Origin of the sequence: Pedobacter nyackensis (assembly GCF_900176505.1) — a bacterium.
GTDB classification, from domain to species: Bacteria; Bacteroidota; Bacteroidia; order Sphingobacteriales; family Sphingobacteriaceae; genus Pedobacter; species Pedobacter nyackensis.
Genome location: NZ_FWYB01000014.1, coordinates 124340 through 149480, shown reverse-complemented (window position 1 = coordinate 149480; position 25141 = coordinate 124340). Strand labels below are relative to the sequence as shown.

At 39.3% G+C, this 25141-nt stretch carries 13 protein-coding genes; 11 read left to right on the top strand and 2 right to left on the bottom strand.

The genetic code is table 11. The features are described 5' to 3' along the window. Positions 1–345: 345 nt before the first annotated feature. The 11 genes from B9A18_RS20265 (at position 346) to B9A18_RS20220 (ending at position 22964) form a co-directional block, all read left to right on the top strand. The gene (locus tag B9A18_RS20265; RefSeq protein WP_084291373.1) at positions 346–3657 is read left to right on the top strand and encodes a SusC/RagA family TonB-linked outer membrane protein; all 3312 of its coding nucleotides are present in this window, start codon (positions 346–348) and stop codon (positions 3655–3657) included. A gap of 12 nt (positions 3658–3669) precedes the next feature. Beyond that, entirely contained in the window at positions 3670–5424 is a 1755-nt protein-coding gene (locus B9A18_RS20260; RefSeq protein WP_084291372.1) for a RagB/SusD family nutrient uptake outer membrane protein, read from the top strand. Between the two features lie 326 nt (positions 5425–5750). Then, positions 5751–6287, top strand: coding sequence for an RNA polymerase sigma factor (locus tag B9A18_RS20255; protein ID WP_159452712.1), 537 nt, complete (start codon positions 5751–5753; stop codon positions 6285–6287). A 65-nt stretch (positions 6288–6352) separates the two neighbouring features. Next, positions 6353–7498, top strand: coding sequence for a FecR family protein (locus B9A18_RS20250; protein WP_084291370.1), 1146 nt, complete (start codon positions 6353–6355; stop codon positions 7496–7498). A 173-nt stretch (positions 7499–7671) separates the two neighbouring features. Continuing rightward, positions 7672–11118 carry a SusC/RagA family TonB-linked outer membrane protein gene (locus B9A18_RS20245; protein WP_159452711.1) on the top strand — a complete coding sequence of 1149 codons (3447 nt, stop codon included), beginning with the start codon at positions 7672–7674 and terminating at the stop codon, positions 11116–11118. Position 11119: 1 nt separating this feature from the next. Beyond that, positions 11120–12838: a RagB/SusD family nutrient uptake outer membrane protein gene (locus B9A18_RS20240; RefSeq protein ID WP_084291368.1), complete on the top strand. Its 1719-nt coding sequence runs from the start codon at positions 11120–11122 to the stop codon at positions 12836–12838. A gap of 118 nt (positions 12839–12956) precedes the next feature. Next, complete coding sequence (locus B9A18_RS20235; RefSeq protein WP_084291367.1) at positions 12957–15110, top strand: alpha-galactosidase; 2154 nt, start codon at positions 12957–12959, stop codon at positions 15108–15110. Between the two features lie 27 nt (positions 15111–15137). Continuing rightward, a complete protein-coding gene (locus B9A18_RS20230; protein ID WP_084291366.1) occupies positions 15138–17492 on the top strand; it encodes a hypothetical protein in 2355 nt (784 codons plus the stop codon). Positions 17493–17629: 137 nt separating this feature from the next. Continuing rightward, positions 17630–17800: a hypothetical protein gene (locus tag B9A18_RS25210; protein ID WP_159452710.1), complete on the top strand. Its 171-nt coding sequence runs from the start codon at positions 17630–17632 to the stop codon at positions 17798–17800. 461 nt (positions 17801–18261) lie between these two features. Then, positions 18262–19728, top strand: coding sequence for a tail fiber domain-containing protein (locus B9A18_RS20225; protein ID WP_084291365.1), 1467 nt, complete (start codon positions 18262–18264; stop codon positions 19726–19728). A gap of 35 nt (positions 19729–19763) precedes the next feature. After that, positions 19764–22964 carry an MBG domain-containing protein gene (locus B9A18_RS20220; protein ID WP_084291364.1) on the top strand — a complete coding sequence of 1067 codons (3201 nt, stop codon included), beginning with the start codon at positions 19764–19766 and terminating at the stop codon, positions 22962–22964. Between the two features lie 97 nt (positions 22965–23061). Here the strand turns inward: B9A18_RS20220 and B9A18_RS20215 are convergent, their stop codons facing one another. Together B9A18_RS20215 and B9A18_RS20210 are read right to left on the bottom strand one after the other, a co-directional pair. Then, the gene (locus tag B9A18_RS20215) at positions 23062–23775 is read right to left on the bottom strand and encodes a nickel transport complex protein, NikM subunit, transmembrane (RefSeq protein ID WP_084291363.1); all 714 of its coding nucleotides are present in this window, start codon (positions 23773–23775) and stop codon (positions 23062–23064) included. 30 nt (positions 23776–23805) lie between these two features. Then, positions 23806–25128 carry a PepSY-associated TM helix domain-containing protein gene (locus B9A18_RS20210; protein ID WP_084291362.1) on the bottom strand — a complete coding sequence of 441 codons (1323 nt, stop codon included), beginning with the start codon at positions 25126–25128 and terminating at the stop codon, positions 23806–23808. Between the last annotated feature and the right edge of the window lie 13 nt (positions 25129–25141).

The window sequence follows — 25141 nt, the reverse complement described above, 5'->3', positions numbered from 1 at the left end:
GAGCTTTTGGTAATAGCATATTTTTATAAAGCTCCTTTCCGCCCAAATCTGCATTAAAGGCTTATTTTTTCCTTTCCTGAATCAATTCACATCGGAGTTCCTCCCTGTTATCCGGTATTAAGAAAGTTTTTGTGTTTTTTTTGAATCATTTAGATCACTTGAGGTACTTGTTAATAAATAACCACCTATAGAAGATGATCGTCTTTCAAACGCTATTGGATAATAGCGGGAAAGAACGCAGGCAATAAACAAATATTAATCAAAACGAACAAACTAAGAAACAGACAGAACCAACCAACCAATCAATCAACAAATCAATAAACCAAGAACAAATAAACCAAATGTATGAAACTTAAAAATTTACTTTTTAGTAGGGCATCTTTTTTTATGCTGGTATTAGTGGGTGGAAGTTTAGCATCGGTAGCAAACGAACTAAGCCACCCGGCACTTGTGAATGCAAGACCAAATAGCAAGAAAAAACATATAGACCCTAAAACAATGAGTCAAAACGAAGCGTTGGACCCATTGTTTGAAAAAAAAACCGATGCTACCTTTGCTATTATTAACGGTAAAGTGGTTGATAATAAAGGGAATATGTTGCCGGGAATTAGCGTCAAAGTCGGCCGTACGGGTGCCTCAGCACAAACAGATGGAAATGGTAATTTTCAAATTGAAGCAAATGTGGGAGATGTAATCTCTTTTAGCGCGGTTGGTTATATTCCTAAAAAGTTTACCGTTTCAAATGAGAAAACAGTATTGACCATTACACTCGAAGAAGATGACCAAATATTAGATGAAGTAGTTGTAGTGGGTTATGGTACACAAAAAAAGGTGAATCTAACCGGAGCCATTAGCACAATTAAAACGACTGATATTGCCAGTATTCCAGTCAGTAATTTATCAAATGCACTAGCAGGACGTTTACCTGGGGCTACAATTGTAGGTTCATCAGGTTTAGCCGGTGCTGCGTCAAGCATTCGTGTACGCGGTAGTTCTGTTGAACCACTTTATGTAATTAATGGGATCATAAAAACGAAAGCTGATTTTGATGCGTTAAATGCGAATGAGGTAGAAAGTATTAGTATTTTAAAAGATGCTGCAACGGCATCTATTTACGGGTCAAAAGGGGGCGATGGGGTTGTTTTGGTTACCACCAAAAAAGGTCTTGTGCAAAAACCAACTTTTGATTACTCGAACTCTTTTTCATTTTCCAAAACAACACAGGCACAGCAAGATTTTACCGCTACAGAAGAGTTAAGATACAACAATAATGTAGCAAGAGGAAAGGGGGTGCCTGAACCAATTGGTCAGGATCTTTTCGATTATTTTAAAGATAAGAATTACAGCATCAACGATTACATTTGGCGGGATCCAAGCGTTCAGGAGCATAATATAGGGTTAAGAGGTGGTTCAGAAATTATACAATATAATATGAACTTATCCTATCATGACGAAAATGGTTCATATAATAATTTGGATTTTAATCGCTATAATTTTCGCGCTGACGTTACAGCCAATGTGTCAAAAAGAATAAAAATTAACTTTAACCTAAGTGGTAACCAACGTAATTACAACAGATGGTATTGGCCTTATGATGATCCGGCAAGTACAACTGTTGGAGATTTTTATCGTGCTACTTTTAACTGGACCCGTTTGTATCCATTTTATGTAGATGCTGCTGGAAATCCATCTACCAATATCAACGATTTTCCGGTAATTGCAGGTTCATGGAGCCCTGTTTGGGCCGTAAATAACAGCCCGGCTTATATCCATAATAAACTGCGTACGCTTGACGGAATTTTGCGGTTTGATTTGGATTTAGGCGAATATCTACCGGGTTTATCTACCTCGCTTCAGGCGCAATACAATGCTAATGATAATAACATTAAATCATTTGTTGTTTTTAATGAGGTTTATAAATTTCAATCGAACCCAAATAGCCCAAATAATAAATATGTTCCGGGGCCAATAGATCCCGCACAAATTAATATTCATACGATGAGTAATAATTATCCAAATATTCGGGAAGGATTTGGATTGGGCGATGGCTATACGTTAAATTGGTTTTTAAACTACAATAAAACCTTCGGTAAACACGCCATAAACGCTATGGCAGTTTATGAACAAGCGAGAACAAATTCAAAAAGTTTGACCGGCATGCGCCAAAAGCTGCTTATCAATGGTATTGATCAACTTTTTAATGCATCGGATGATGCTGTTAATAGCACCTTTTCAGGTCGTGAAGGTATCGAAACACGTTCCTCAGTTATTGGTCGTGTAAACTACAGTTATGCGGATAAATACATTGCAGAATTTTCATTCCGTGAAGATGGTAATTATAGGTTTGCACCGGGCATCAGATGGGGATTTTTCCCTTCCGGGTCAGCCGCCTGGCGTTTAAGTCAGGAAAGCTTCATGGAAGATATAAAATGGTTATCTGAATTAAAGTTGCGTGGATCCTTTGGTACCTCTGGTAACGACTTAGCTGGGATTTCATCAGATGCAATTGCTCCGTTCCAATGGGCTCAATATTTTAACAAAGCCAGTGGTACCGTTTTTGGATCAGGTCTGGCTGATGGCCTTGCCCCAGGTACTTTACCTAATCCAAATGTCACCTGGGCTTCCTCAGAAATGCTTAACATCGGTTTGGATTTTGGCCTTTTTAATAATCGATTAACCGGTTCTGCGGAGTATTTTACTAAAAAAACCTCGGATATTTTAATTCCAAGATTAGCTTCTACCCCTAACACTTTAGGTGCAGCTTTGCCTGCTGTAAATTATGCTGAAAGATCCTGGAAAGGTTTTGAATTCTCGGCTGGCTGGAGTGATACTAAAGGAGAAATAAATTACTCCGTTTTTGCAAATATGGGTTATTCAAAAGATCAATGGGATATTTTTGATCAACCTGCTGCCTACACTGATGGTACCTACCTGAACAATTGGAGGAGCGTGATTGGCAAGCCCAATAACCGGATATCTGGTCTGGAATCATTAGGTATAATTCGTACTCAGGCACAATTAGATGCATTACCAGCTACTTATACGCAATATGGTCTTAAGCCAAAATTGGGTTATATTTTATACAAAGATATCAGAGGTGCAAACTTCTCAGAAGGCCCTGATGGTAAAATTGATGCTAATGATGTGACTTTCTTATCCGATAACGCAATTCCACGCATTAATTTTGGTTTTGGCTTTCGTTTAGCCTGGAGAGGAATTTCATTATCTACCCTTTTTCAGGGTGTATCTGCGTATGATAAAATAGTAAATACCGGCAATACTGCATCAGGAGGGGTATTCCAAACAGGAGACAGACCATATTTTGCAATATGGGCCAAAGATTACTGGACTCCTGAAACACCTAATGCTAAATATCCAATGGCATCCGATATGTTTGGCGATCAGAATGTTGGGGGTGGACCTTCGACTTTTTGGATTCGTAACGGGGCTTACTTACGTTTAAAGAATATAGACTTGGGTTATGAGTTACCTGGCAAATGGGTTAAACACCTTGGCTTACAAAAAGTAAGGGTGTTTGCTAATGGTACGAACCTATTTGTAGCATCAGCCTTTAAAGAACATGATCCTGAACAGGAACGTTTAGATTCTTATCCTTTAATGAAAACTTATACGGCAGGTTTAAATGTTACATTTTAATCTATAAAAATTATGAAAAATTTAAAATTCAATTTATATACATTGCTATGTACATTTATTATAGCAATAGTTTTTAGTAGCTGTAACAAAGTTTTGGATGAAGCAGAAAATTTGAGTCAGTATCCAGCCGATGGTGTTTTTAACAATGCAGCACAATCAAACGCTTATCTAGCCAATTTATATGGTACTTCACTACCTGCCAGCTGGCCAGTAAACGATGGTAATTCTGCAGATGAAAGTGGTGGCATTACCCCAGCTGATGCCATTAACCCAAACAGTTCGAGGTCTTTTTGGCCGTATGTGGAGATTAGAAAACTTAATATATTTATAAATTCAATACCTGCAGGTACCTTGCCTGATGCAACGAAAACTAATTTAGTTGCACAAGCAAAATTTTTGAGGGCATTTTTATACTTTAAAGCCGTAGTTTATCATGGTGGGGTACCGATTATTAAAGAAGCGCAGGGGCTAAATGACGACTTAAAAGTACCTAGAAATTCAACTGCTGAATGTTTTACTTTTATTGAAGGTGATTTGAACGATGCAGAAGCTGGCGTGCCTCCAAAATATAGTGGAAACGATAGGGGGCGAATAGATCAGGCAACGGTTAAAGCATTTAGAGGCAGGGTTTTGCTGTACAAAGCATCTCCACAATTTAACTCTGGAAATCCTTACGACAATCAGTACTGGACAACTGCTTATACGGCCAATAGTCAAGCCAAAGCCTTTTTAGATGCAAACGGTTATGGTCTGTTGGATAAATACAGTGATGTTTTTACAGTAAAAGGCAATAAAGAATGTATTCTGTCTATAATCGGCCTAAATCCAGGCAAAACGAATTTACGCGGGGATGATGCCGTTCGCCCACTTTCAGAATCGAAAAATGCCACGGGGGGTGATCAGCCCATTTGGGCCTTAGTGCAAGCTTATCCAATGTTAGACGGGAAAAAAATAACCGACCCAACTTCTGCCTATACTTATAATGAGCAAAGTTTCTGGTTAAATAGAGACCCGCGTTTTGCTCAGACCATCGTTTATAACGGTGCTCCTTTTGCGTTAAGTGGTAAAGCAGGTCGTCGTCAATACACTATGAAGAATATAGCTTCATCACTTGATGCTTTTGGTTTTGCAATTCAGGGCGAGAATCACTATCGCACAGGCTTTTTTACAAGTAAAGGTTTAAATTTAGCTTTACCTGCGCCGCCTACAACCAGCGATTATGATTGGAACGAAATGAGGTACGCAGAGGTTTTGTTTAACCTGGCGGAAAGTGCAAATGAAACCGGGCATGGTAATGAATCGTTGGCGGCATTAATTGCAATAAGAAAGCGGGCCGGTATTTTACCTGGGGCAGATAACCTATATGGTTTAAAAGCAGGTATGACCCGCACTGAGATGCGTACAGCCATTTTAGATGAAAAGTATCTGGAATTTGCTTTCGAAGGAAAGCGTTATTGGGATTTACGCCGCCATCGTCTATTTGCCACTAAATTAAATGGTATACGTAAATATGGTATGATGGCCGCTACGGTTAACGGCCGTACTGCAGACCAGGTAAATCAAACTGATTTGAATGGCGCAGCCGCTTACTCATTATTACCAGAGAATTTTGGTTATACAGTTACAGAATTGATAACTTCAGGACCTACCGTAATGGTGGTGCCTGATACCTATTATTTCTTTCCAATTCCATTAAGCTACATTAATCAAAACCCTAACTTAAAGCAAAATATTGCCTGGGGTGGTACATTTAATCCTGAACTATAAATAAGGCATACTTCTTATTAAAGTTTACTATAAACGAGGTAATTTCCATTACCTCGTTTTTTATTAAAAAAGTGTTATCGCAAGTGTTTGCCAAATACGCTTAATATTTTGATGAAAACTCTTAATAAATGGGGTTTCGTAATTTATAATTTCGTTAGTAACCCTCTTAAGTTTATGAAATTGTAAAGTCAAATGACTATATTTAATATATGGCGTTTAACTATAGTTTATTAATGAAAATCTTTTTGATACAGTTTTCTTATTAAATAATAGTCAGATTGGGGGGGAATTATATGAGGGCATATCCTTGTTTTACTGATTCGGAGTTGATCACATTACTTTGTGATGGTGATGAGAATGCTTTTACAGAAATATATAACCGCTATTGGAAGCAGGTGCTTTATTATGCTGCTCAAAAAACGGGTGATATGACCGCGGCTGAAGATATTGTCCAGGACGTATTTGTATCTCTATGGAAAAGGAGAGGAGAGTTGGAGATCAAGTCAGAGTTTAAGAATTATTTAATTGTCTCTATAAAGTATAGAGTATTGAAGTTTTTAAACAGGGAGCGGACTAAAAGATTAGCTGAAGAAAGTAATGGGTTGACATATGATCTGTTGGATGATTCTACTCAGCAATATCTTGATTTTGATGAGCTTCGTTCTGCCCTCGAGGAAATGATTTGCCTGCTTCCGGAAAAGAGTGCGCTAATCTATCGCATGAATAAAGAAGATGGGCTAAGCCATAGGGAAATTGCATATGAGATGGGGATGTCAGAAAAGGCGGTTAATTCCAATCTGGTCAGAACAAAAAAAATACTTCGTGCAGGCCTGCACACCTTCCTATTTAATTTCCTACTATAAAATGTATATTTCTTGTATCATTTGGTTGAGTTGGGATACTTATTAATATATATCTACGTAGAAAGATGAACGAAATAAAAGATAAGATCAGGCTCCAGGAGCTTGCCCACAAATATCTTCAGGGTAATCTTACCAGGGAAGAAAAAAATGAGGTTGATGATTGGTTTAATCAAACTTCAGATGAACCGGTAGAAGTTCCTGCTTTGTTTGCAAATGATGAACTGGCACACAAAGAAGCTATTTTTAACAAGATAAAGATAGAGTTAGGACCTAAACGCTCAGGAATGTTAACCTTATGGAGAGGGATTGCGGCAGCTGTCCTCCTTATTTGCACTATAGGTGCAGGAATATTGTATTTCAAACATGATCAGAGCGCTGTAGAAAAGACTGTAAAAATTGATAAAAATGATATTCCCCCAGGTAGCAGTGGGGCAACATTGACCCTTGCTAACGGAAAAAGAATTTTACTATCCTCAGTGGTTAATACAGGGGTATTGAAAGCAGCAGGGGTTGAGGTACAGAAAAATCTAAAAGGAGAATTGATTTATAAACAGGTAGCTGTTGGGAAATCGATAGAATTAGCATACCATACGCTAACTACTGCCAAAGGCGAACAATATCAGGTGATTTTGCCGGATAATTCCCATGTTTGGTTAAATTCAGCATCTTCGATTAAATTTCCGATTAATTTCGCCCGATCAAAAGAGCGTAGAGTGTTTATCACCGGACAGGCCTATTTTGAAGTTGCTAAAGATAAAACCAAGCCCTTCAAAGTGGTATCCGATGGTCAGTTGGTTACAGTGTATGGAACTCATTTTGACATCAATGGTTATAAGGATGAAGCCGGAACAAGAACTACGCTTCTTGAAGGAAGTGTAGATGTAAATGGTACTTTGCTAAAGCCAAAACAACAAGCCATAAATGAAAATGGAGTTTTGAAAGTAATGCCTGCTGACGTGGAAAGTATAATAGCCTGGAAGAACGGTTATTTCAGGTTTACTGGTGAAACCCTTGAAAGCGTGATGCGGAAAGTTTCAAGGTGGTATAATGTAGACGTAGAGTTTCAGTCTCCCTCACTTAAAGCTATTGAATTTGGAGGGGTAATGACAAAATATGTAAATGTTTCCAAGGTATTGGAAAAGCTTGAACTTACAGGAGAAGTGTCGTTTGAACTTAAAGGAAGAACCATCATTATTAAAAATAGGAAATGAAACCATCATAAGCATACGGCGTACAAACAGCAATGAACCGAGCTTGCGAGTTCTTGAACGGCAGAATCAATCAATGCTACGTGAAAAATATGCTTATGATAGCTTCATAACCTTTAAAAGAAAATATATACTGATGAAAATTAAATAGCTACATGCTTAAAAGACTTTTGACAATGAAGCTAACCGTTATTCTTTTAATCATCGGTCTGTTACTCGTTTCTGTAGCAGGCTTTTCTCAACGTATTACTTATGTAAAGAAAAAAACATCACTATCACAACTCTTTGACGAGATTTATAAACAAACAGGGTACGGTATTATCTGGTCAGAGAAAAAGCTAAAGAATATGGCCGCTTTTGATGCCGATTTCCATGATGCTCCTCTCGAAACGGTACTTAAAATCAGCTTAAAAAATCAACCCTTAACTTATATAATTAAAGATAAAACTATTGTTCTCCGGGAACGGGATTCTGTATCAGTTGGTCCTGGTTCTTCGGCAACACTTTTTGATGTCATGGGAAGTGTTCTCGATGAAAATGGGAAGCCTTTAGCTGAGGCAACAATTAAAGTAAAAGGGATATTAAAGGAAACCATTTCTGATGTAAATGGTAACTTCTTTATCGAGGGGCTTGATAAGGACAAAGAACTCATCATCTCTTTTGTGGGGTATCATACGAAACAGGTTAGCGCTGCTGCGGGGAATCTCATCGTGAATATGTCATTGAAATTAACTGATCTTGAGGTCGTGCTGATCTCTGTTGGTTATGGTACCTTGAAAAAGACTAGTGTAACCGGAGCTGTGTCGACGGTAAATGCAAAAGATTTTCAATCAACACCAACTTCAAGTCTATCTAATTTGCTGGCAGGTCGTTTACCGGGAGCACAAATTGTTAATAATTCAGGATTTGTTGGCGCAAACTCGAATATATTGGTTCGTGGAGTTGGTTCAGGCACAGGAGGTACATATCCGCTCGTGGTGATCGATAATGTGGTCGCTTCCAGAACAGATTTTGATGTGCTGGACGCAAATGAGGTGGAGTCGATCACATTATTGAAAGATGCAGGTACAGCAGCAATTTATGGTTCAAGAGCGGCAAATGGTGTATTGTTAGTAAAAACAAGATCAGGTGGAATTAACCAAAAGGCAGAATTTACACTTAAAGCTTATACCTCTACAGATCGTACAACGAAACCTATTCCAGGATATACGGCAACGGACGAATTGGTGTATAAAAATAACCAGTATATACATCAGCAGGAAATTGCAGGGCAGCCAATTGGGGCCTTGCCTTATGGACAAGCGGCTTTTGATTATTATAAAGACAAGTCATACCACCTGATGGATTATGTGTGGCGAAATCCAAGCGCTCAGCAATATGATCTGACCGTCTCCGGTGGAAGTGAGGAAATTCAATATTTTATGCTGGCCGGTTTTAACAAAGCAAATGGTTCTTTTGAAAATACAGATTATAATAGATATAATTTTAGAAGTAAAGTTGATGCCAGCATTTCTAAAAAATTAAAAATAGGGTTAAATCTGAGTGGTTACAGGCGCGGACTTGATCGATTTTACTGGCCGTATGATGCTGAGGAAAGTCAAACAGTACAAGATTTTTACAGGACGACTTTCAATTGGTCCAGACTTTATCCTTTTTATACCAAGTTAGATGGTACTGCTACTGATAGATTAGATCCACAAGGATTACCTGCTTATGGAAGTGGTGGTTGGAATCCTGTTGAAACCATCTATGATGCAGGTTACCGCAAAACAGTATACAACACGCTGAATGGTATTTTAAATATTGATTTAAAAATCCCATTTATTCCCGGTTTAAGCACCAGTGTTATGGGTAATTATAATGTTAATACCAGAAATAATAAATCATTCATCAAATTCAATAAGTCCTATCCCATTAAGTTCAAAAGCGATGGGGTTAGCACAAGGAATTATTTGCCTGTAGGCCTGGATCTTGAGAATCCGAATATTCACAATTTGAGCAATGCTTTAGAAGCAGTTGTAGAAAATGTAACATTGAGAAACTCATACCAGTTAAATTGGTTTTTGAATTACAGCAGAACCTTTCATAAACATGATATTTCAGCTAATTTGATATATGAGCAAAGTGAGAGTAACGCTAAAGTGTTAACGGGCTCTGCAGGTAGACTAATATCGAGTGATATAGACCAGATAATGGCAGCTTCAAAGGATGCTTCTGACAGATCTTTTAACGGTAGCGAAAGTGCTAATGCAAGATTAGGGTGGATCGGAAGGATACACTATGAATATGATTCCAAATATATTGCTGAGTTTTCCTTCAGGGAAGATGGATCATATATATTTGAGCCTGGTCATCGTTTCGGATTTTTCCCATCGGCATCTGCAGCCTGGCGCATTTCAAAAGAAAAGTTCTTTAACGTAGATTTTATTAGCGAACTAAAACTAAGAGGCTCTTACGGTACAACAGGTCATGACGGTACTACCGACGGTAGTATTGCAGCTTATCAATGGCAAAACAATTATTATCCGGGTTCTTCATATGTATTTGGAAACATCGACCAGTTCGGAATAGCACCAGGAAGATTTCCTAATTCAGACATAACCTGGGAAAAAACAAGTTCGTATGATTTGGGACTTGATTTTGGATTGTTTAATGGAGCATTAAGTGGGGAATTTGATTATTTTAAACGCAGGATATCAGATATTTTTCAAACAAGAGCACAAACCCTACCGGGTACCTTTGGAGCAGTTTTACCGCAAGTAAACTATGCTAAAAAAGATGTAAGTGGTTTTGATTTCAGTTTGCAATACCATAGCAGGACTGGTGAGATTTCTTATTTAATAGGTGCAAATGTTGGTTATGCTACAGATAAATGGGTAATTTATGATGAGCCTGCAGCTATACAAGGAACATGGCGTAGCCAGATTGGACAACCAACCAATAGATTGAACGGATATATTTCTGAAGGAATTATCAGAGATCAAAGTGTTGTTGATGTGCTCAAAATCAAAGGGTTTAAGCAATTTGGAAGAGACCCAATGATTGGCGCATTATTATTTAAAGATATCCGTGGAGTGAATTATTCTGAAGGACCTGATGGAAAAATTGATGAGAATGACAAAACATATCTTTCAAATAATCAAATCCCCCGCATCAATTATGGCATAAATTTATCCGTTGAATGGAAAGCTATTAAAGTCGACATACTATTACAAGGTGTTAGTGCTTATGATAAAATGGTTTCTACTGCAAATACAAATGACGGGGGCGTATTTCAGTTTGATAGACCTTATTTTGGCCTGTGGACAGATGCCTGGTCAACGGAAAACCCAAACGGCAAATACCCGAAAATTATTGGATGGGGATATGAAGAGTTAGGTTTCGCTCCTTCATCTTTTTGGATTGGAAGTGGGGCATACCTGAGATTGAAAAATGTTAATATTTCCTACAGCCTTCCCGGGAAATGGATAAATAAAATTGGAATCAAACAAGCACAGGCATTTTTTACTGGAACAAATCTACTTACAATAAGTGCTTTTAAAGCGTATGATCCTGAGCAATTAGCCCTCGACTCATATCCGATTATGAAAGGGTTTACCGGAGGATTAAATATTGTTTTTTAACATGAAAAAGATTAGCTATACAGTTTGTTTTCTAGCTTTTCTTATATCCTTATTAGGATGTAAGAGAATTCTTGATATAGAAAATGTTTCGGCATTTGATCCCAATAAAGTATGGAATGATGCACAATTGGCACAGGCATATTTAAATAATATATATCCTAATGTATTTGGTGGATGGCCAGTTAATAATGGTGGTAATGCTGATGAATTATTTGGCAACCTTGGCGTTGATGCTGTGACCCCCAATAATACCACATTTAAAAGATGGCCATATGCAACAGTAAGAAATATAAATGTTTTGCTTAGTGAAATCGACAAGGGGGGCATATCAGCTACAGCCAAAGATCCTATTAAAGGCCAAGCTTACTTTATGAGAGCATTTTTGTACTTTAATACAGTTATTTATCATGGTGGAGTCCCAATTATTGATAAACCACAGAACATTAATGATGACCTTATGGTTAAAAGAAACTCAACCAAAGAGTGCTTTGATTTTATAGAATCAGACCTCCAAAAAGCTTCTGTTTTGTTACCTGATAGATTCACCGGAGATCATCGAGGTAAAATAGATAAAGCGACGGTGATAGCTTTTTTAGGTAGAGTTTTACTTTATAAAGCCAGTCCGCAGTTTCACCCGGCTAATCCATACGGTAATACAGATTGGATTAGAGCGTATGAGGCAAATCAGCAAGCAAAGGATCAGTTAACAGCACTGGGATATGACTTAAATCAGGATTATGCAGGGATTTGGGATAAAAATAATAAAGGGAATAAGGAAGCAATATTTAGTATTGTATATAAAAAACCGAATAAAATTAATGGAAGACAAGAAGATAATTGCAGGCCATTAAGTGAATCTAAAAATAGTACAGGCGGAGATCAGCCTATATGGGAAATGATCCAGACCTACCCAATGAAAGATGGTTTTGAGCCCGGATTTTCTCCAACTTATACTTACAATCTGCAAACTTATTGGACGAATCGTGATCCTAGATTTTATGCTTCTGTAATATATAATGGAGCTACTTATGAATTAAGTGGTAAAACTGGTCGTAAACAATACACCGCTGCTGGTATAGCTCATCAGGATGATATGTTTGGCCCTGGACAAAATTATCCAAGAACAGGTTTTTATCCTTTAAAAGGAATGGATCCTGCTTTAGCACAAACTAATGTAACCAATAATGAAACAGACTGGATAGAACTTCGATATGCAGAAGTTTTACTAAATTTTGCGGAAGCAGCAAATGAAACAGGAAAGACTAATGAGGCATTAGATATGTTGCTTCGTCTACGTAAGCGTGCAGGTATTGAACCCGGAGCAAATAACCTTTATGGTATTGGAGCGGGTCTGAGTAAAGACGATATGAGAAAAGCGATATACAGAGAGCGGAGAATTGAATTTATTTTTGAGGGTAAGCGCTTTGATGATTTGCGAAGGACAAGGCGCTTAAATGAAACGGATGGAATGAGGAAAAATGGCTTGCTGGCAACATTAAAAGATGGCAGGAATCCTACAGATGGTGGCGCTTATTTACTTAAACCGGAAGATTTTACTTATAAGATATTACCACTTTTGGGAAATGGTACAAATGTGATGTCGACGCCAAATGCCTATTATTTCTTTCCAATTAATAAAATCGAAATCGATAAAAATCCCAACCTTATTCAGAATGTTGGCTGGGATGGTGGAACATTTAATCCTACATTAGAGTATTAAACTTTGATTTGTAAAATAGACAATTTTCTGTTGATGTAATTTTTTGATTTTTTTTGAGTCATTAGCACGGTATAGGGTACTTGTTTGTAAAGACCACCAAAAAAACTATTTACAATATATGAAGCACTTAATTATTATAGGATTTTTTATTTTAAGTATCTGGCTCCCTGTTTTAGGTCAGAACCAGAAACAATCAGATTGGTTGTTGAGCGCCGATGCCTACAAGGCGAAGATTAGTCAATCAGGCGAAGATATTGTACTTAACAATGGCCTGGTACGGAGAGTGTTTAAAATTAAACCAAATGTAGTATGTATAGACTACGTTAATCTTGGAAATGGTCAGCAATTATTGAGATCAATAAAACCCGAGGCCCGGTTAACTATCAATGGAAAGGATTATAATGTTGGCGGGTTATATGGGCAAAAAGAAAATGCATACTTAAGAAGAGCATGGCTTGGTCAGATGACAGCAGGCAAGAATGATTTCCAATTTGATAAAATTGAAATGGATATCATCAAGTCTCATATCGACTGGAAAAATAAGTTTTGGACAAGTAACGGGAAGCGGCCGAGCGGGAAAAAACTGTCTTTTTATTATCATGCCGGGGCTCCTGAATTGTCGGGAATAGAAGTCGTGGTAAACTATGAATTGTATAATGACCTACCATTGATCGTAAAGTCATTGACTGTCAAAAATACCGGGAAAAATGTATTTAAGATCGACCGTGTAGTGAACGAGATCCTGGGAATGGTGGAAGAACAGAGTGCTGTTGTAGGAAGACCTGATCAAATGGCAAAGCCGCAGGGAATATATATAGAGAGCAATTATGCTTTTAACAACGCAATGCGTTATGATATTAGTGATCAAACAACGCACTGGAAGGTAGATGCTGCGTATACGTCTCAGGTTAATTATGATTACCAAACACCCTGTTTGTTGGAGGTTTATCCGGATAAAGCACTAGGTATAGAGATAAGACCAGGAGAAAGCTTTAATTCAATACGGACTTATGAGTTGCTTATGGATAGTTATGATCGGGAAAGAAGGGGGTTGACTATACGAAGAATGTATCAGACCGTTGCGCCATGGACCAACAGTAATCCCATATTTATGCATTTGGTAAGTCGTAATGATGAGCAGGTTAAAACCGCAATAGACCAATGTGCAGCAACAGGTTACGAAGCACTTATCCTGAGCTTTGGAAGCCACTGCAATACAGAGGATACAACCCAAGCTAACATCAAAAAATGGCGGGAAATAGCTGATTATGCTCACCAAAAGAAGGTGGCTATTGGTAGTTATACCCTTTTTAGCTCCAGAAAAATTAGCGATGAAGATGATGTAATTAATCCGAAAACCGGAAAACCAGGTGGCGCTTTTTTTGGAAACGCTCCATGCTTTGGAAGTAAATGGGGACTTGGATTCAGAGATAAAATCAAGACTTTTTATGCTAAAACTGGTTTTGACATATGGGAGAACGATGGACCATATCCTGGCGATGTTTGTGCCTCAACAACGCATCCTGGTCATAAGGGGTTAGAAGATTCACAATGGACACAGATGGAGATCCAAAAAGAGCTTTATCACTGGTTAAGTGAAAGAGGAGTATATATTAATGCTCCTGACTGGTATTTTTTAGATGGGACTCATAAAATTGGCATAGGCTATAGAGAAGTAAATTTCTCTCTGCCAAGAGAAAATCAGATGATCCTTAATCGTCAAAATATTTTTGATGGTACCTGGGAGAAAACAGGTTCTATGAGCTGGGGATTTGTTCCGTTAACGGTGTACCAGGGGGGAGGGCCAGAAGCTGTACTTGAGCCGTTAAACGAGCATTTGACAGATTATGAACAGTTAATGATGCAGTATTATGGTGCGGGTGTTCAGGCTTGTTATCGAGGTCCGAGATTGTATGATACAGAGGTTACCAAGAAAATGGTAATAGGTGTGATAAACTGGTATAAAGAATTCAGGAATATACTAAATTCGGATATAATTCATCTTCGCAGAGCCGATGGAAGAGATTGGGATGGTTTGTTGCATGTGAACCCAAAGCTAAAAACAAAAGGCATGCTGATGCTTTATAATCCACTAGATGAGAAAATTACAAGATCAATTAAAATCCCTTTGTACTATGCCGGATTAACAACCGTTGCGAAATTGAAGGAAAAATATGGCCCTGCAAAATCTTATAAACTGGATCGGAATTACGAGATTAGCTATAAGGTTACACTAAACCCTAAAAGTTATACTTGGGTGCAGGTAGAATAGAAAAAAGAAACACACACAGACGACATCATGAAAAAAACAATCTTAATTACTTTTACGCTGCTTATTCATTTTTTGAATCTGTCTGCACAACAAATCAACTTAAAAACGGATGATCTGAACTTAAATATTTCCTCGTCGGGGCAGATCACCACAATGTTGAATCCTAAAACAGGGAAAAATTACCTGGCTATTGGAGAAAAGGCCCCTTTATTAAGTGTTCGCACCGCCAACGATTGGGAAGAACCAACGCAAGCTGTATTTAATAGCAAATCCGGTATTATTACGCTGGATTTTACAATCTCTAAGGTTTCTGCAGAAGTAAAAGTTGTCCAAAAGAAAACCCATTTGGTTTTTGAATTAATTCGTTTAAATGCAAAAGATAAAGTAAATGCAGTTAACTGGGGTTCGTATCCAACTATTATTGGACAAACGATTGGAGAAGTAGTTGGGGTGGTACGTGATGACACCTATGCAATCGGACTTCAATCATTAAATGTGAAAACTATCGGAGGAGTTTTAAAAAATTCTGAAGGGGCAGATTATTCGCGAGGTTCGGTGGCAGTTAGTCAGCCTTATGGAAGTAGCTTACAGGCATTTAGTCTGGATCGATCAAAAGACCGGAAAATTACAGTTTGGAATCAATATCCTAATATGCCGGTTAATGCCATCCCCAATGAAACTACTATAGGTTCTAAGATCGCACTTTTTGGATGTCCCGAAAATCAGGTGTTGTCTCATATAGGGGTAATTGAACTTGCCGAAGGTCTTCCTCATCCGTTGATTAATGGTGTTTGGCACAAACAGTCGCCCGAAACCGGAAGGGCCTATATGATTTCTGATTTTGATGAAAGCAATATAGATACCTTATTGGATTATGCAAAACAGGCCGGATTGATGTCGGTTTACCATGAAAGTCCGTTTCAATCCTGGGGTCATTTTGTTTTAAATCCTACAAGTTTTCCCAATGGTAATGCAGGAATGAAAGTTTGTGTTGATAAAGCATCAAAAAAGGGAATTCGTATTGGTGTACATACGCTTAGTAATTTTATCAACACAAATGATCCTTATGTTACACCTGTACCTGATAAACGACTTGCTTTAACCGGTTCTTCTACATTAACAGAAAATATAACTTCGTCGGCTACTGAAATTATAGTTGAATCTGATGAGTATTTTAAAAACATAAAACCAAGTACCTTACATGCTGTGCAAATTGGGGAAGAAATTATCCGTTTCCGTGAAGTCACATCAGGACGTCCTTATAAATTGTTGGATTGTCAACGTGGAGCCTATGGAACAAAGGCATCAGCTCATGAAAAAGGAGCAGCGGCAGGTATGATGATGGATTATCCTTACAATACACTTTTCACAAATTTTAACCTTCAACAGGAAATCGCCGGAAACTTGGGTCGTTTTTTTACTGAAACTGGTGTTTCGCAAATGGATTTTGATGGTCACGAAGGATGCTTGTCTTCCGGAGAAGGTGACTACGGTATGCAGGCTTTTGCCGAAAAGGTTTTTAAAGAGACCAAACACACGTTGGTTAACGGCACAAGCCGCTCTAGTCACTATTATTGGCATATGTGTCATTACTGGAACTGGGGAGAACCATGGTATGGTGGATTTCGTGAATCTCAGGGCGATTACCGTTTAGAAAACCAGCCTTTTCTGGAAAGAAACTACATGCCTAATATGCTGGGATGGTTTTTACTTTCGTCAACAACAATGGCAGAAGATATCGAATGGATGATGGCAAGAGCCGCAGGTTATAATGCAGGTTTTGCTTTAGTTGCACGTTATAAAAATCTCCAAAAAAATCCAAATACTGCTCAATTACTAGGCCTTATCAAGCTTTGGCAAGAAGCTTATAAAAAGAAAATTTTCTCTGCGGATCAATTGACAAGATTAAAGAATCCTGAAAACGATTTTCATCTTGAGCAGAATAATCAGGGCTGGAAGCTTTATCCATCTAAAAAATTCAAATTTGAACACACCAAACAAGTACTTCAACCCGGACAACCAACCTTTTCTGAATGGCAATTTGTAAATGGTAATACGGAACAACCATTAAATTTCACCCTTACTGTTATGGGAAAAGAAGGTGTGATCAGTAATCCATGGATAGAATTGGATGGTTATTTTAAGCTTGAATTGCCAGGCGAATATGAAGCTGGAAATTCAATCGTCTGCAATGGAACAACTATTAAAATATACAATAGCAAAGGTGGTTTTAAAAAGGAGATTGAGTTAAAACAAGCTATTCCAAGCTTGAAAGTCGGAAAGCATACCATTAAATTTGATTGCGGATTTCCTGATGAAAATGAACTGACAAACAGGTTTATTATTAAAACAATTAGTAGTCCGGAAATAATCTCAAAATAGATAATTTCTGCTGCTCCAGCGTGGTAATAAATGAGTACGGAGAAAAGCCTTAGAGAAATCTAAGGTTTTTTGGGTTTAATAGGATTTTAATTCCCCAGCTTTACCACCTAACTTTAATGCCATCTACTATACTGAATATGAAAAACAAGATCGATGAAATGCTGTCAACCTATGGACTGAGCGAAGAAAGCAGTATTTTACCTATGTTGGACAATTTTCTTGATGAAGAAGAGATCAGGGAGTATTGCTGGAGGGTCTTAAATACTTATCCCCGATTTAAAAAAAGAAGACTGGATTATTGGAATTGAAGGCGGGGATTTTATTTACAGTTTTGATGATCACTATATTTTTATCACAGACGATATCTGGAACTTTAATTTGATTGCCAGACAGCCGGTACTAGAATTACTGGCTGAAAAGATGAAAGCGTTAAAGCAAACATCCAATGAATAGCATGTAGGGACTGCTAAAAGATGAGAAAAATTCTACTCTCCTGTTTGCTGTCATTTATTTTTTTTATCTCTAATGCAGAAGCATTCCTACCTGTTGCACCCCGTACAGAACGAAGTTTAGAGGATATATCACCATTGTAAGACCGGATTAAGCAACATCCCTGATGGGGGATCTACCTATGGATTGAATTTAAGCGGCGTTTTAACTAGAGGTATATAAAACTTAACTATTATTTTGCTATATTGTTATAAATCAGTTTCTTTTATTTGTATAATAAAAAACACACCCCTATTTATTAATTATTAATTAAATCGCCATGATAAAACTCTACTTCATTTTTGTAATTTTATTTACTTCAAACATATGCTTAGTTAAGGCGCAGACGGGCATTGGTACGATTACGCCTCATGCAAGCGCGCAGCTTGAAATTGCTTCAACCAATAAAGGCCTGTTAATTCCCAGGGTTGCGCTAGCCAGCAGGCCAGCCGCTCCGGCAACCGGCCTCATGATCTATCAAACTGATAGTACTCCCGGTTTTTATTACTACAACGGTACTGCATGGGTAAATATAAGCAGTATGAGTACGCTGACAACCAATCTGAATACCAATACGCAGACGCTTTCGTCTGATGGTACAATTAGCGGTATGAAACTTCTGCCTGAAGGTGGGATGACTGTATATGGGGTAAGGAATTCTTCAATTTCGACTACTCCAGAGTTAAATTTTCAGCTGGATAAGGCGGGGGGCTTTGTAGTTAAAGGGGTTCTTGGCACCGGCACCATACCAGCAAGCGGATCTGGCGAACGCATGATGTTCCATGCTTATAAAGGTTCTTTTAGGGCGGGTGGTGTAGGAGTTGGCAGTGATAGCTGGGATGAGACTTATAACGGTTTTTACTCGTTAGCTACAGGCTTTAATACAAAAGCTGCCGGTAACTATACCGTAGCTCTTGGTTATCAGAGCAGTGCGATGAGTGCTTATGGCATTGCAATGGGTTATACCAGTATTTCTCATGGTACGTCTGCTGTAGCAATAGGTTACAGGTGTACGGCGAACGCGGATTATTCTGTAGCACTCGGACATCGTGCTTCTGTAAGTGGAAAAAGCGGATGTATGGTAATGAATGATGCTTCTAATACAGATAGTTTGTTAGCTACACTTAACAATCAATTCAGCGCAAGATATGCAAACGGGTATAGATTGTTTACAAACGCCACTAAAACGGTAGGCATAAGTTTGGCGGCTAATGGAAATGCATGGGTTTCAATTTCAGATTCTACCAAAAAGGAAAATTACAGTAAGCCAGATCATGGATATTTCCTGGCAGAGCTTGGTAAATTGCGTATCGGTTCATGGAACTATAAAGTTCAGGACAAAAGCATGCGCCATTACGGTCCGATGGCACAGGAAATTTTCTCAGCGTTCGGAAAAGACAAAATAGGTACAATAGGAACGGATACGACTTTGAATACAGCTGATATGGACGGCATTATGATGATCATGCTGCAGGGCTTAGAGAAACGTTCTGTGGAACAATTGACGCTTACAAGGCAATTGACGTCAGAAATGGCCGGCCTGAAACTGGAAAATTCATTGCTGCAGGAGAAGATTGCCAAAGGCACCGACCCAAAAGCACTTAAAGAAATCATTCGAAATCAAACCATAGTAATTGATCAGCAATCCCAAAAAATTACACAGTTAACTGCCGAAGCTGCAGAACTAAGAAAGATCAAGCAGCGTCTCGACTCATTGGAGCAAGTCATGACAGCTACCGTGAAGTAATACTCTTGTAATTGATCACTATGTAATGATATGGAATGAAAAAGTATTATAAAATAATAGTTTTACTCCTCTTGGGTCAGTCCTTTATAACAGGTGCGCAAGCACAGTTAAAAGCAGGACCAGAGGGTATATATGTAAAAGCGGGATCGATATTATCATCAGATGGTTTGGTATTAAAGCCTTCAGCAGATCTGATATTAACTGATCTGAGTTTAGAGAAATCAGCCACGCCTGTTTCGGGGGATGGGGGATCAGGAATAAACAGGAGCTATAAATTTAGTGCTCCGCTAACCTTTACGGGAACCCTGGGCTTTAGTTATTTTACTGGAGAACTCAATAGCAACGCTGAAAGTCTGCTGCAACTGTGCTATAAATCCGCAGAAGTCGACATTGCTTATACCGTTACAGCAGGTACTTCGGTAAATACTGTTGATAAGTATCTGGAAAACACCTTTACCAGCACCAGTTTTTCTACATTGTCTGCAGCCGATCCGGCAATTTTTGTACCTCCTGCTTCGGCACCAACAACTACAACTGCTGCTGCTACTGTGATTGCCATTACAGGGGCCACATTAAATGGAACAGTAAACGCGAATTCTGCAAGTACTACTATAACATTTGCCTATAGTACAGATGAGTCTGTGGTTTTGGCCGGAGGCGGAACGGTTATAGCTGCTACACCGGGTACGGCTTCAGGAATAAGTAACACAATTGTATCTGCAACCTTAATGGGCTTAAGCCCATCTACTACGTATTATTATAAAGTTAATGGATCTAATAGTGCTGGAGACAACTCTGGCTTGGTATTAAGCTTTACAACTAACGCAGCACTCTCTACCAACGCCAACCTATCTGCTCTGTCGCTTAACGAAGGCACTTTGTCGCCGGTTTTTGCGTCCGGGACTACCAGCTATTCAGCCACGGTTGGCAATAGCGTAACCTTGGTTACGGTGACCCCGGCTCTAGAGGAAGCCAATGCAACCATTCTGGTGAACGGGGCTGCGGTAACAAGTGGCAGTGCATCGGGCGCTATCATGCTGAATGTAGGCAGTAATACACTGACCACTTTGGTAACTGCCCAGGACGGTACAACGACGAAAACATATACGGCAACGATAATTCGTTTGGCTGCTCAAACGATTACCTTTAATGTACCTTCGGCAATAATATATGGCGATGCCGACATAAATTTGCCTACGACTGCAAGTTCCGGACTAACCATCAGCTATACATCTGATAATACATCAGTTGCCACCATAAGTGGAAATATCGTAACCGTAAAAAGTGCAGGTACAGCAAAAATAACAGCAAGTCAAGCTGGTGACGCTTATTATGAGGCTGCCAGTCCGGTAGAACAGGATCTTATTGTCAGCAAAAAACCAGTTACTATAACGGCAGATGCGAAAAGCAAAACCTATGGTGATGCTGACCCCACATTGAGCTATGTGGTTACTACCGGTTCATTAGTTGGTGCTGATGTCTTCACGGGTGCACTGACCCGCATCCCGGGCGAGAGCATCAACACTTATGCAATTATGCAGGGCACAGTAGCCTTGAGCAATAACTACACGTTAACATATGCGTCTGCAACCCTTGCTATCACCCAAAAAGTGCTGACCATTATTGCAAATGACCAGAGTAAAACTTATGGTGATGCCCTAATCTTTATAGGAACTGAATTTACCCCTGTAGGATTGGTTAACGGAAATACTGTTACAGGAGTTACCTTAACCAGTGATGGTGCAGCTGCTATATCCAGTGTAACAGGAGCTCCATATCCCATTACCCCCGCTGCAGCTACCGGAACTGGCCTCGATAATTATGCCATCGCCTATACCAATGGTATACTTAGCGTTGGAAAAAAGGCACTTGCCATTACAGCAGAAGACAAAGAGAAATTTTCAGGGGGGGACAATCCGATCTTGACAGCCAGATATACCGGGTTTGCCAATGGGGAGGATAATTCGGTGCTTTCGGTTCAGCCGGTGTTAAGTACCACCGCCACAATCAATAGTCCGATTGGCGATTATGCCATTACGGCTGCAGGGGCTAATGCTGTCAACTATAGCATTACTTATATCCCTGGTGTTCTGAAAATCAAACCAGCTGCGCCAAACGTGATTACATTAGCTGCGATAACTTTATATGAAAACCAGTCTGCGGGAGCGAATGCAGGTACTTTTAGTAGTGCTTCCGAAGATCCACTCGATACATTTACTTTCAGCATGGTTGCTGGACCTGGTGATACAGACAACAGCTTGTTTGCAATCAGCGGAAATAAGATCAGTACAACTGCCAGTCTTGATTTCGAGAACAAATCCAACTACAGGATCAGGGTAAGATCAACCTCCCGCTATGGACTATGGCTGGAAAAGGAACTTAGTATTACCCTGAATGATGTCAATGAAGCGCCAACGCTGGCTGCCATTGCCAGTCAGGCGATTTGCTATGCCACAACTACACAATCCCTACCGCTGACTGGTATTTCTGCTGGTCCTGAGACCAATCAAAGTACCACTTTAAGTGTTAGCAGCAATTCTTCGCTAATTGAAAATCTGAATGTAAGTGCTAACGGAGGTCTAGGGAACTTAACCTACCGGATCAAGGCGGGCGCAGTTTCCGGAACAGCTACCATAACTGTAACGGTTAAAGACAATGGGGGAACGGCTAATGGTGGAACAGATACCTTTAGCAGGGCATTTGTTATCACCGTGAACCCTCTTCCGGTTGCATCCATTAGCAGCGATAAGGGAACACAGATGAGTAAGGGAGAAATCGCTGTACTGACTGCCACAGGAGGGAGCAGCTATGTATGGGCAAATGCTTTAGGAATTATTAGCGGCCACAATACTGCGATCCTCACGGTCAGACCTTCGCTAACCACCACGTACACCCTAACGGTAAGCAATGTAAGTGGTTGTACGGAGGTTCAGCAGTTTACTATTACCATTCTGGATGATTATGCCAAGATTAAAGCCACCAATATCCTTTCACCAAACGGTGATGGTTATAATGACAAATGGTTGGTCGATAACATTGATTTTTATCCAAATAATGAAGTGAAAATCTTTGACCGATCCGGAAGACAGATCTATAGTAAGAAAAACTACGACAACAGCTGGGATGGTATGCTAAATGGCGCCGCCCTGGACGAAGGAACCTATTTCTATATCATCGATTTTGGTAATGGTAGTCCAAAATTCAGAGGGTTTATCACTATTCCAAGAAAGGAGTAAGCCCCTTTTTTGAGTTCAGTCCGTAGGGGAGGACAGCAAGAAGCCTTAGATTTCTCTAAGGCTTCTTGCATTTAGGTAATAATAAGTGTGCAAGGGCTTAATTGATCTCAAAGCTGTAAGTCGCCCCCTTCCAAGTGGCTGAGTAATCCTTATCATGATGTTTACCTGGAGTTTTATCCATATGACTGATTTCTACCACGTACCTTCCAGGCCATAATGGAATGAATTCAAAAGAACCGGTTTTGTCAGTATAAAACTCTTTAGACCATCCAGTCGGTGAAAAAACTGTTACGGCTTTTTGACTGGCAGCAGCATCCTTAATGAAAGCATTCATTTTGACCGTGTTTTTTACTTTTAGTGAGGTAGCATCATTTATATGCAATCCAAGCGTGTTGGTATTTTGTGTGACTATAGGAGCAACCTTACCTACACTAACGCCAGCACTGGACAGGAAATGGTACTTTGTAGTTCCTCCCAGTTCTTTAGCCTCGTGACTTACCATAACGGTAAATGAACCGTTTTGATCAGGTGTAAAACTTCCTTCAAAATAGTTCACACCGGGTGTTACTTTAAGCTGTGTTTTCTTGTTGTCAGGACTTACCAGCCATAGACTAAATTCCTTTACATCAGAATACCATGTTGAGACGCTATCCCGTCCCAGATCAGCATATTCGCCATAATAAACTTTAACTGTTTGCTTCTGACCCACCTTACCCGTAGCAGGTGTTTCAATCCAAAGTGCGTGCGCGAAAACGTTACTGGTTCCCAGCATAAGCAGGGCCGTAACAATCGCAAAAGATATTTTTTTCATCAGTATAAATTTGTTTTTTATCGGTTTCTATTAATCCACCATTACTGCTTTTACAGCAGGTTTTGCAACTGGTTTTCTCAACCTGTCATTATTTTCTGTCTGAGTTGAATCAGGTTTATCAGTTTTACTTTTTTTCTTTTTGAACTTACGGCCGTACCAGACCAGGAATCCGGTAATAGGAAGAGAGGCGCCAATTAAAGAGGCTAAAAATGCCATAACTTTACCGGGAAATCCAAGTATACTACCCACATGAATATCATAGTTCATTTTTCTGAGCTTGGTAGAGAAGTTTGCTGTTTGATAATCTGCCGAATATACATCTGCTCTTTTTAGTTCGGCCAGGGTATGCTGATCAAAGGTATATCCCTGACTGTTGTAAAACTGTCCGGTGTTCGGGTATACTGTAATACCAATAGTGGCTTTTGGTTGTGAAGTATCTGGGAAATTGTAATAAAACCCCTGAGATTTTGGATGTTTGATAATCACCTTGTTCCAGGCCAGGTCCATTGCTTGTTCTGCTGTATAGTGTTTATTGGCCTGCAGAGAGTCCGACTCCAAACGTTTAAATTCAGCTAATTGATCTCCACCTGAGGTAACCCAATACAAACCCTCGCTGTACCACTTAATGCCATATACCATTCCGGTAAGCGCAATAGCTAGTAAAAACAACAGCGAATAGAAACCCAGAACGTTGTGCAGGTCAAGGTTTACACGCTTAAAAGATGCGCCCCATTTGATTTTAAAACTCTTATCGCGGGTACTTTTGTTCCATTTTTTTGGATACCACCAGATTAATCCTGTAATCAGCAGCACCACAAAAATGAGTGTACCATAGTTAACTATTGGTCTTCCAATTTCATAAGGCATCCATAAAAAGCGGTGGCCATTAAGAATGAACCTAAAAAAGTCTGTTTCCCCTTTTTTGCGTACTTCTTTGGCGATTACGTCTCCGGTGTAAGGATTGATTTTAAGTGTAGTTCCGCCACCTCTTCTTCCGCCGCCACGTGCTTTTTTGCCTTTTTCTTCTACTTTATCTTTCAGGTTTAAGTTGATGGCACGACCTTGCTGATAAGTAGCATACGCAGGTTGTTGTTTCGGATAATCGCGTGCAACAATGGCATACAGCTGAGCAGGTGTAAGCACTGGTTTGTCCTGCCTTTCTACTTTTGTTTCCGGTTCCAGCAATCCATTGATCTCTTCATTAAAAACCCAGATGCATCCTGTTAAACAAACAATTAAAACAATGACACCAGAGATAAGACCTAGCCAAAGATGAAGCCATTTGTTGATCCTGGTAAAAAGAGAATCCTTGCTCTTCTTCTTTTGGTTTGTATTATTATTTCCAGTCATCATTGTTTTATTGTAT

What these genes read in the sequence shown, in the direction of transcription:
- B9A18_RS20235 (WP_084291367.1), top strand. Translation starts at nt 12,957, where the DNA reads ATGAAGCACTTAATTATTATAGGATTTTTTATTTTAAGTATCTGGCTC.
- B9A18_RS20220 (WP_084291364.1), top strand. Translation starts at nt 19,764, where the DNA reads ATGAAAAAGTATTATAAAATAATAGTTTTACTCCTCTTGGGTCAGTCC.
- B9A18_RS20215 (WP_084291363.1), bottom strand. Translation starts at nt 23,775, where the DNA reads ATGAAAAAAATATCTTTTGCGATTGTTACGGCCCTGCTTATGCTGGGA.
- B9A18_RS20240 (WP_084291368.1), top strand. Translation starts at nt 11,120, where the DNA reads ATGAAAAAGATTAGCTATACAGTTTGTTTTCTAGCTTTTCTTATATCC.
- B9A18_RS25210 (WP_159452710.1), top strand. Translation starts at nt 17,630, where the DNA reads ATGAAAAACAAGATCGATGAAATGCTGTCAACCTATGGACTGAGCGAA.
- B9A18_RS20260 (WP_084291372.1), top strand. Translation starts at nt 3,670, where the DNA reads ATGAAAAATTTAAAATTCAATTTATATACATTGCTATGTACATTTATT.
- B9A18_RS20250 (WP_084291370.1), top strand. Translation starts at nt 6,353, where the DNA reads ATGAACGAAATAAAAGATAAGATCAGGCTCCAGGAGCTTGCCCACAAA.
- B9A18_RS20245 (WP_159452711.1), top strand. Translation starts at nt 7,672, where the DNA reads ATGAAGCTAACCGTTATTCTTTTAATCATCGGTCTGTTACTCGTTTCT.
- B9A18_RS20225 (WP_084291365.1), top strand. Translation starts at nt 18,262, where the DNA reads ATGATAAAACTCTACTTCATTTTTGTAATTTTATTTACTTCAAACATA.
- B9A18_RS20265 (WP_084291373.1), top strand. Translation starts at nt 346, where the DNA reads ATGAAACTTAAAAATTTACTTTTTAGTAGGGCATCTTTTTTTATGCTG.
- B9A18_RS20230 (WP_084291366.1), top strand. Translation starts at nt 15,138, where the DNA reads ATGAAAAAAACAATCTTAATTACTTTTACGCTGCTTATTCATTTTTTG.
- B9A18_RS20210 (WP_084291362.1), bottom strand. Translation starts at nt 25,128, where the DNA reads ATGATGACTGGAAATAATAATACAAACCAAAAGAAGAAGAGCAAGGAT.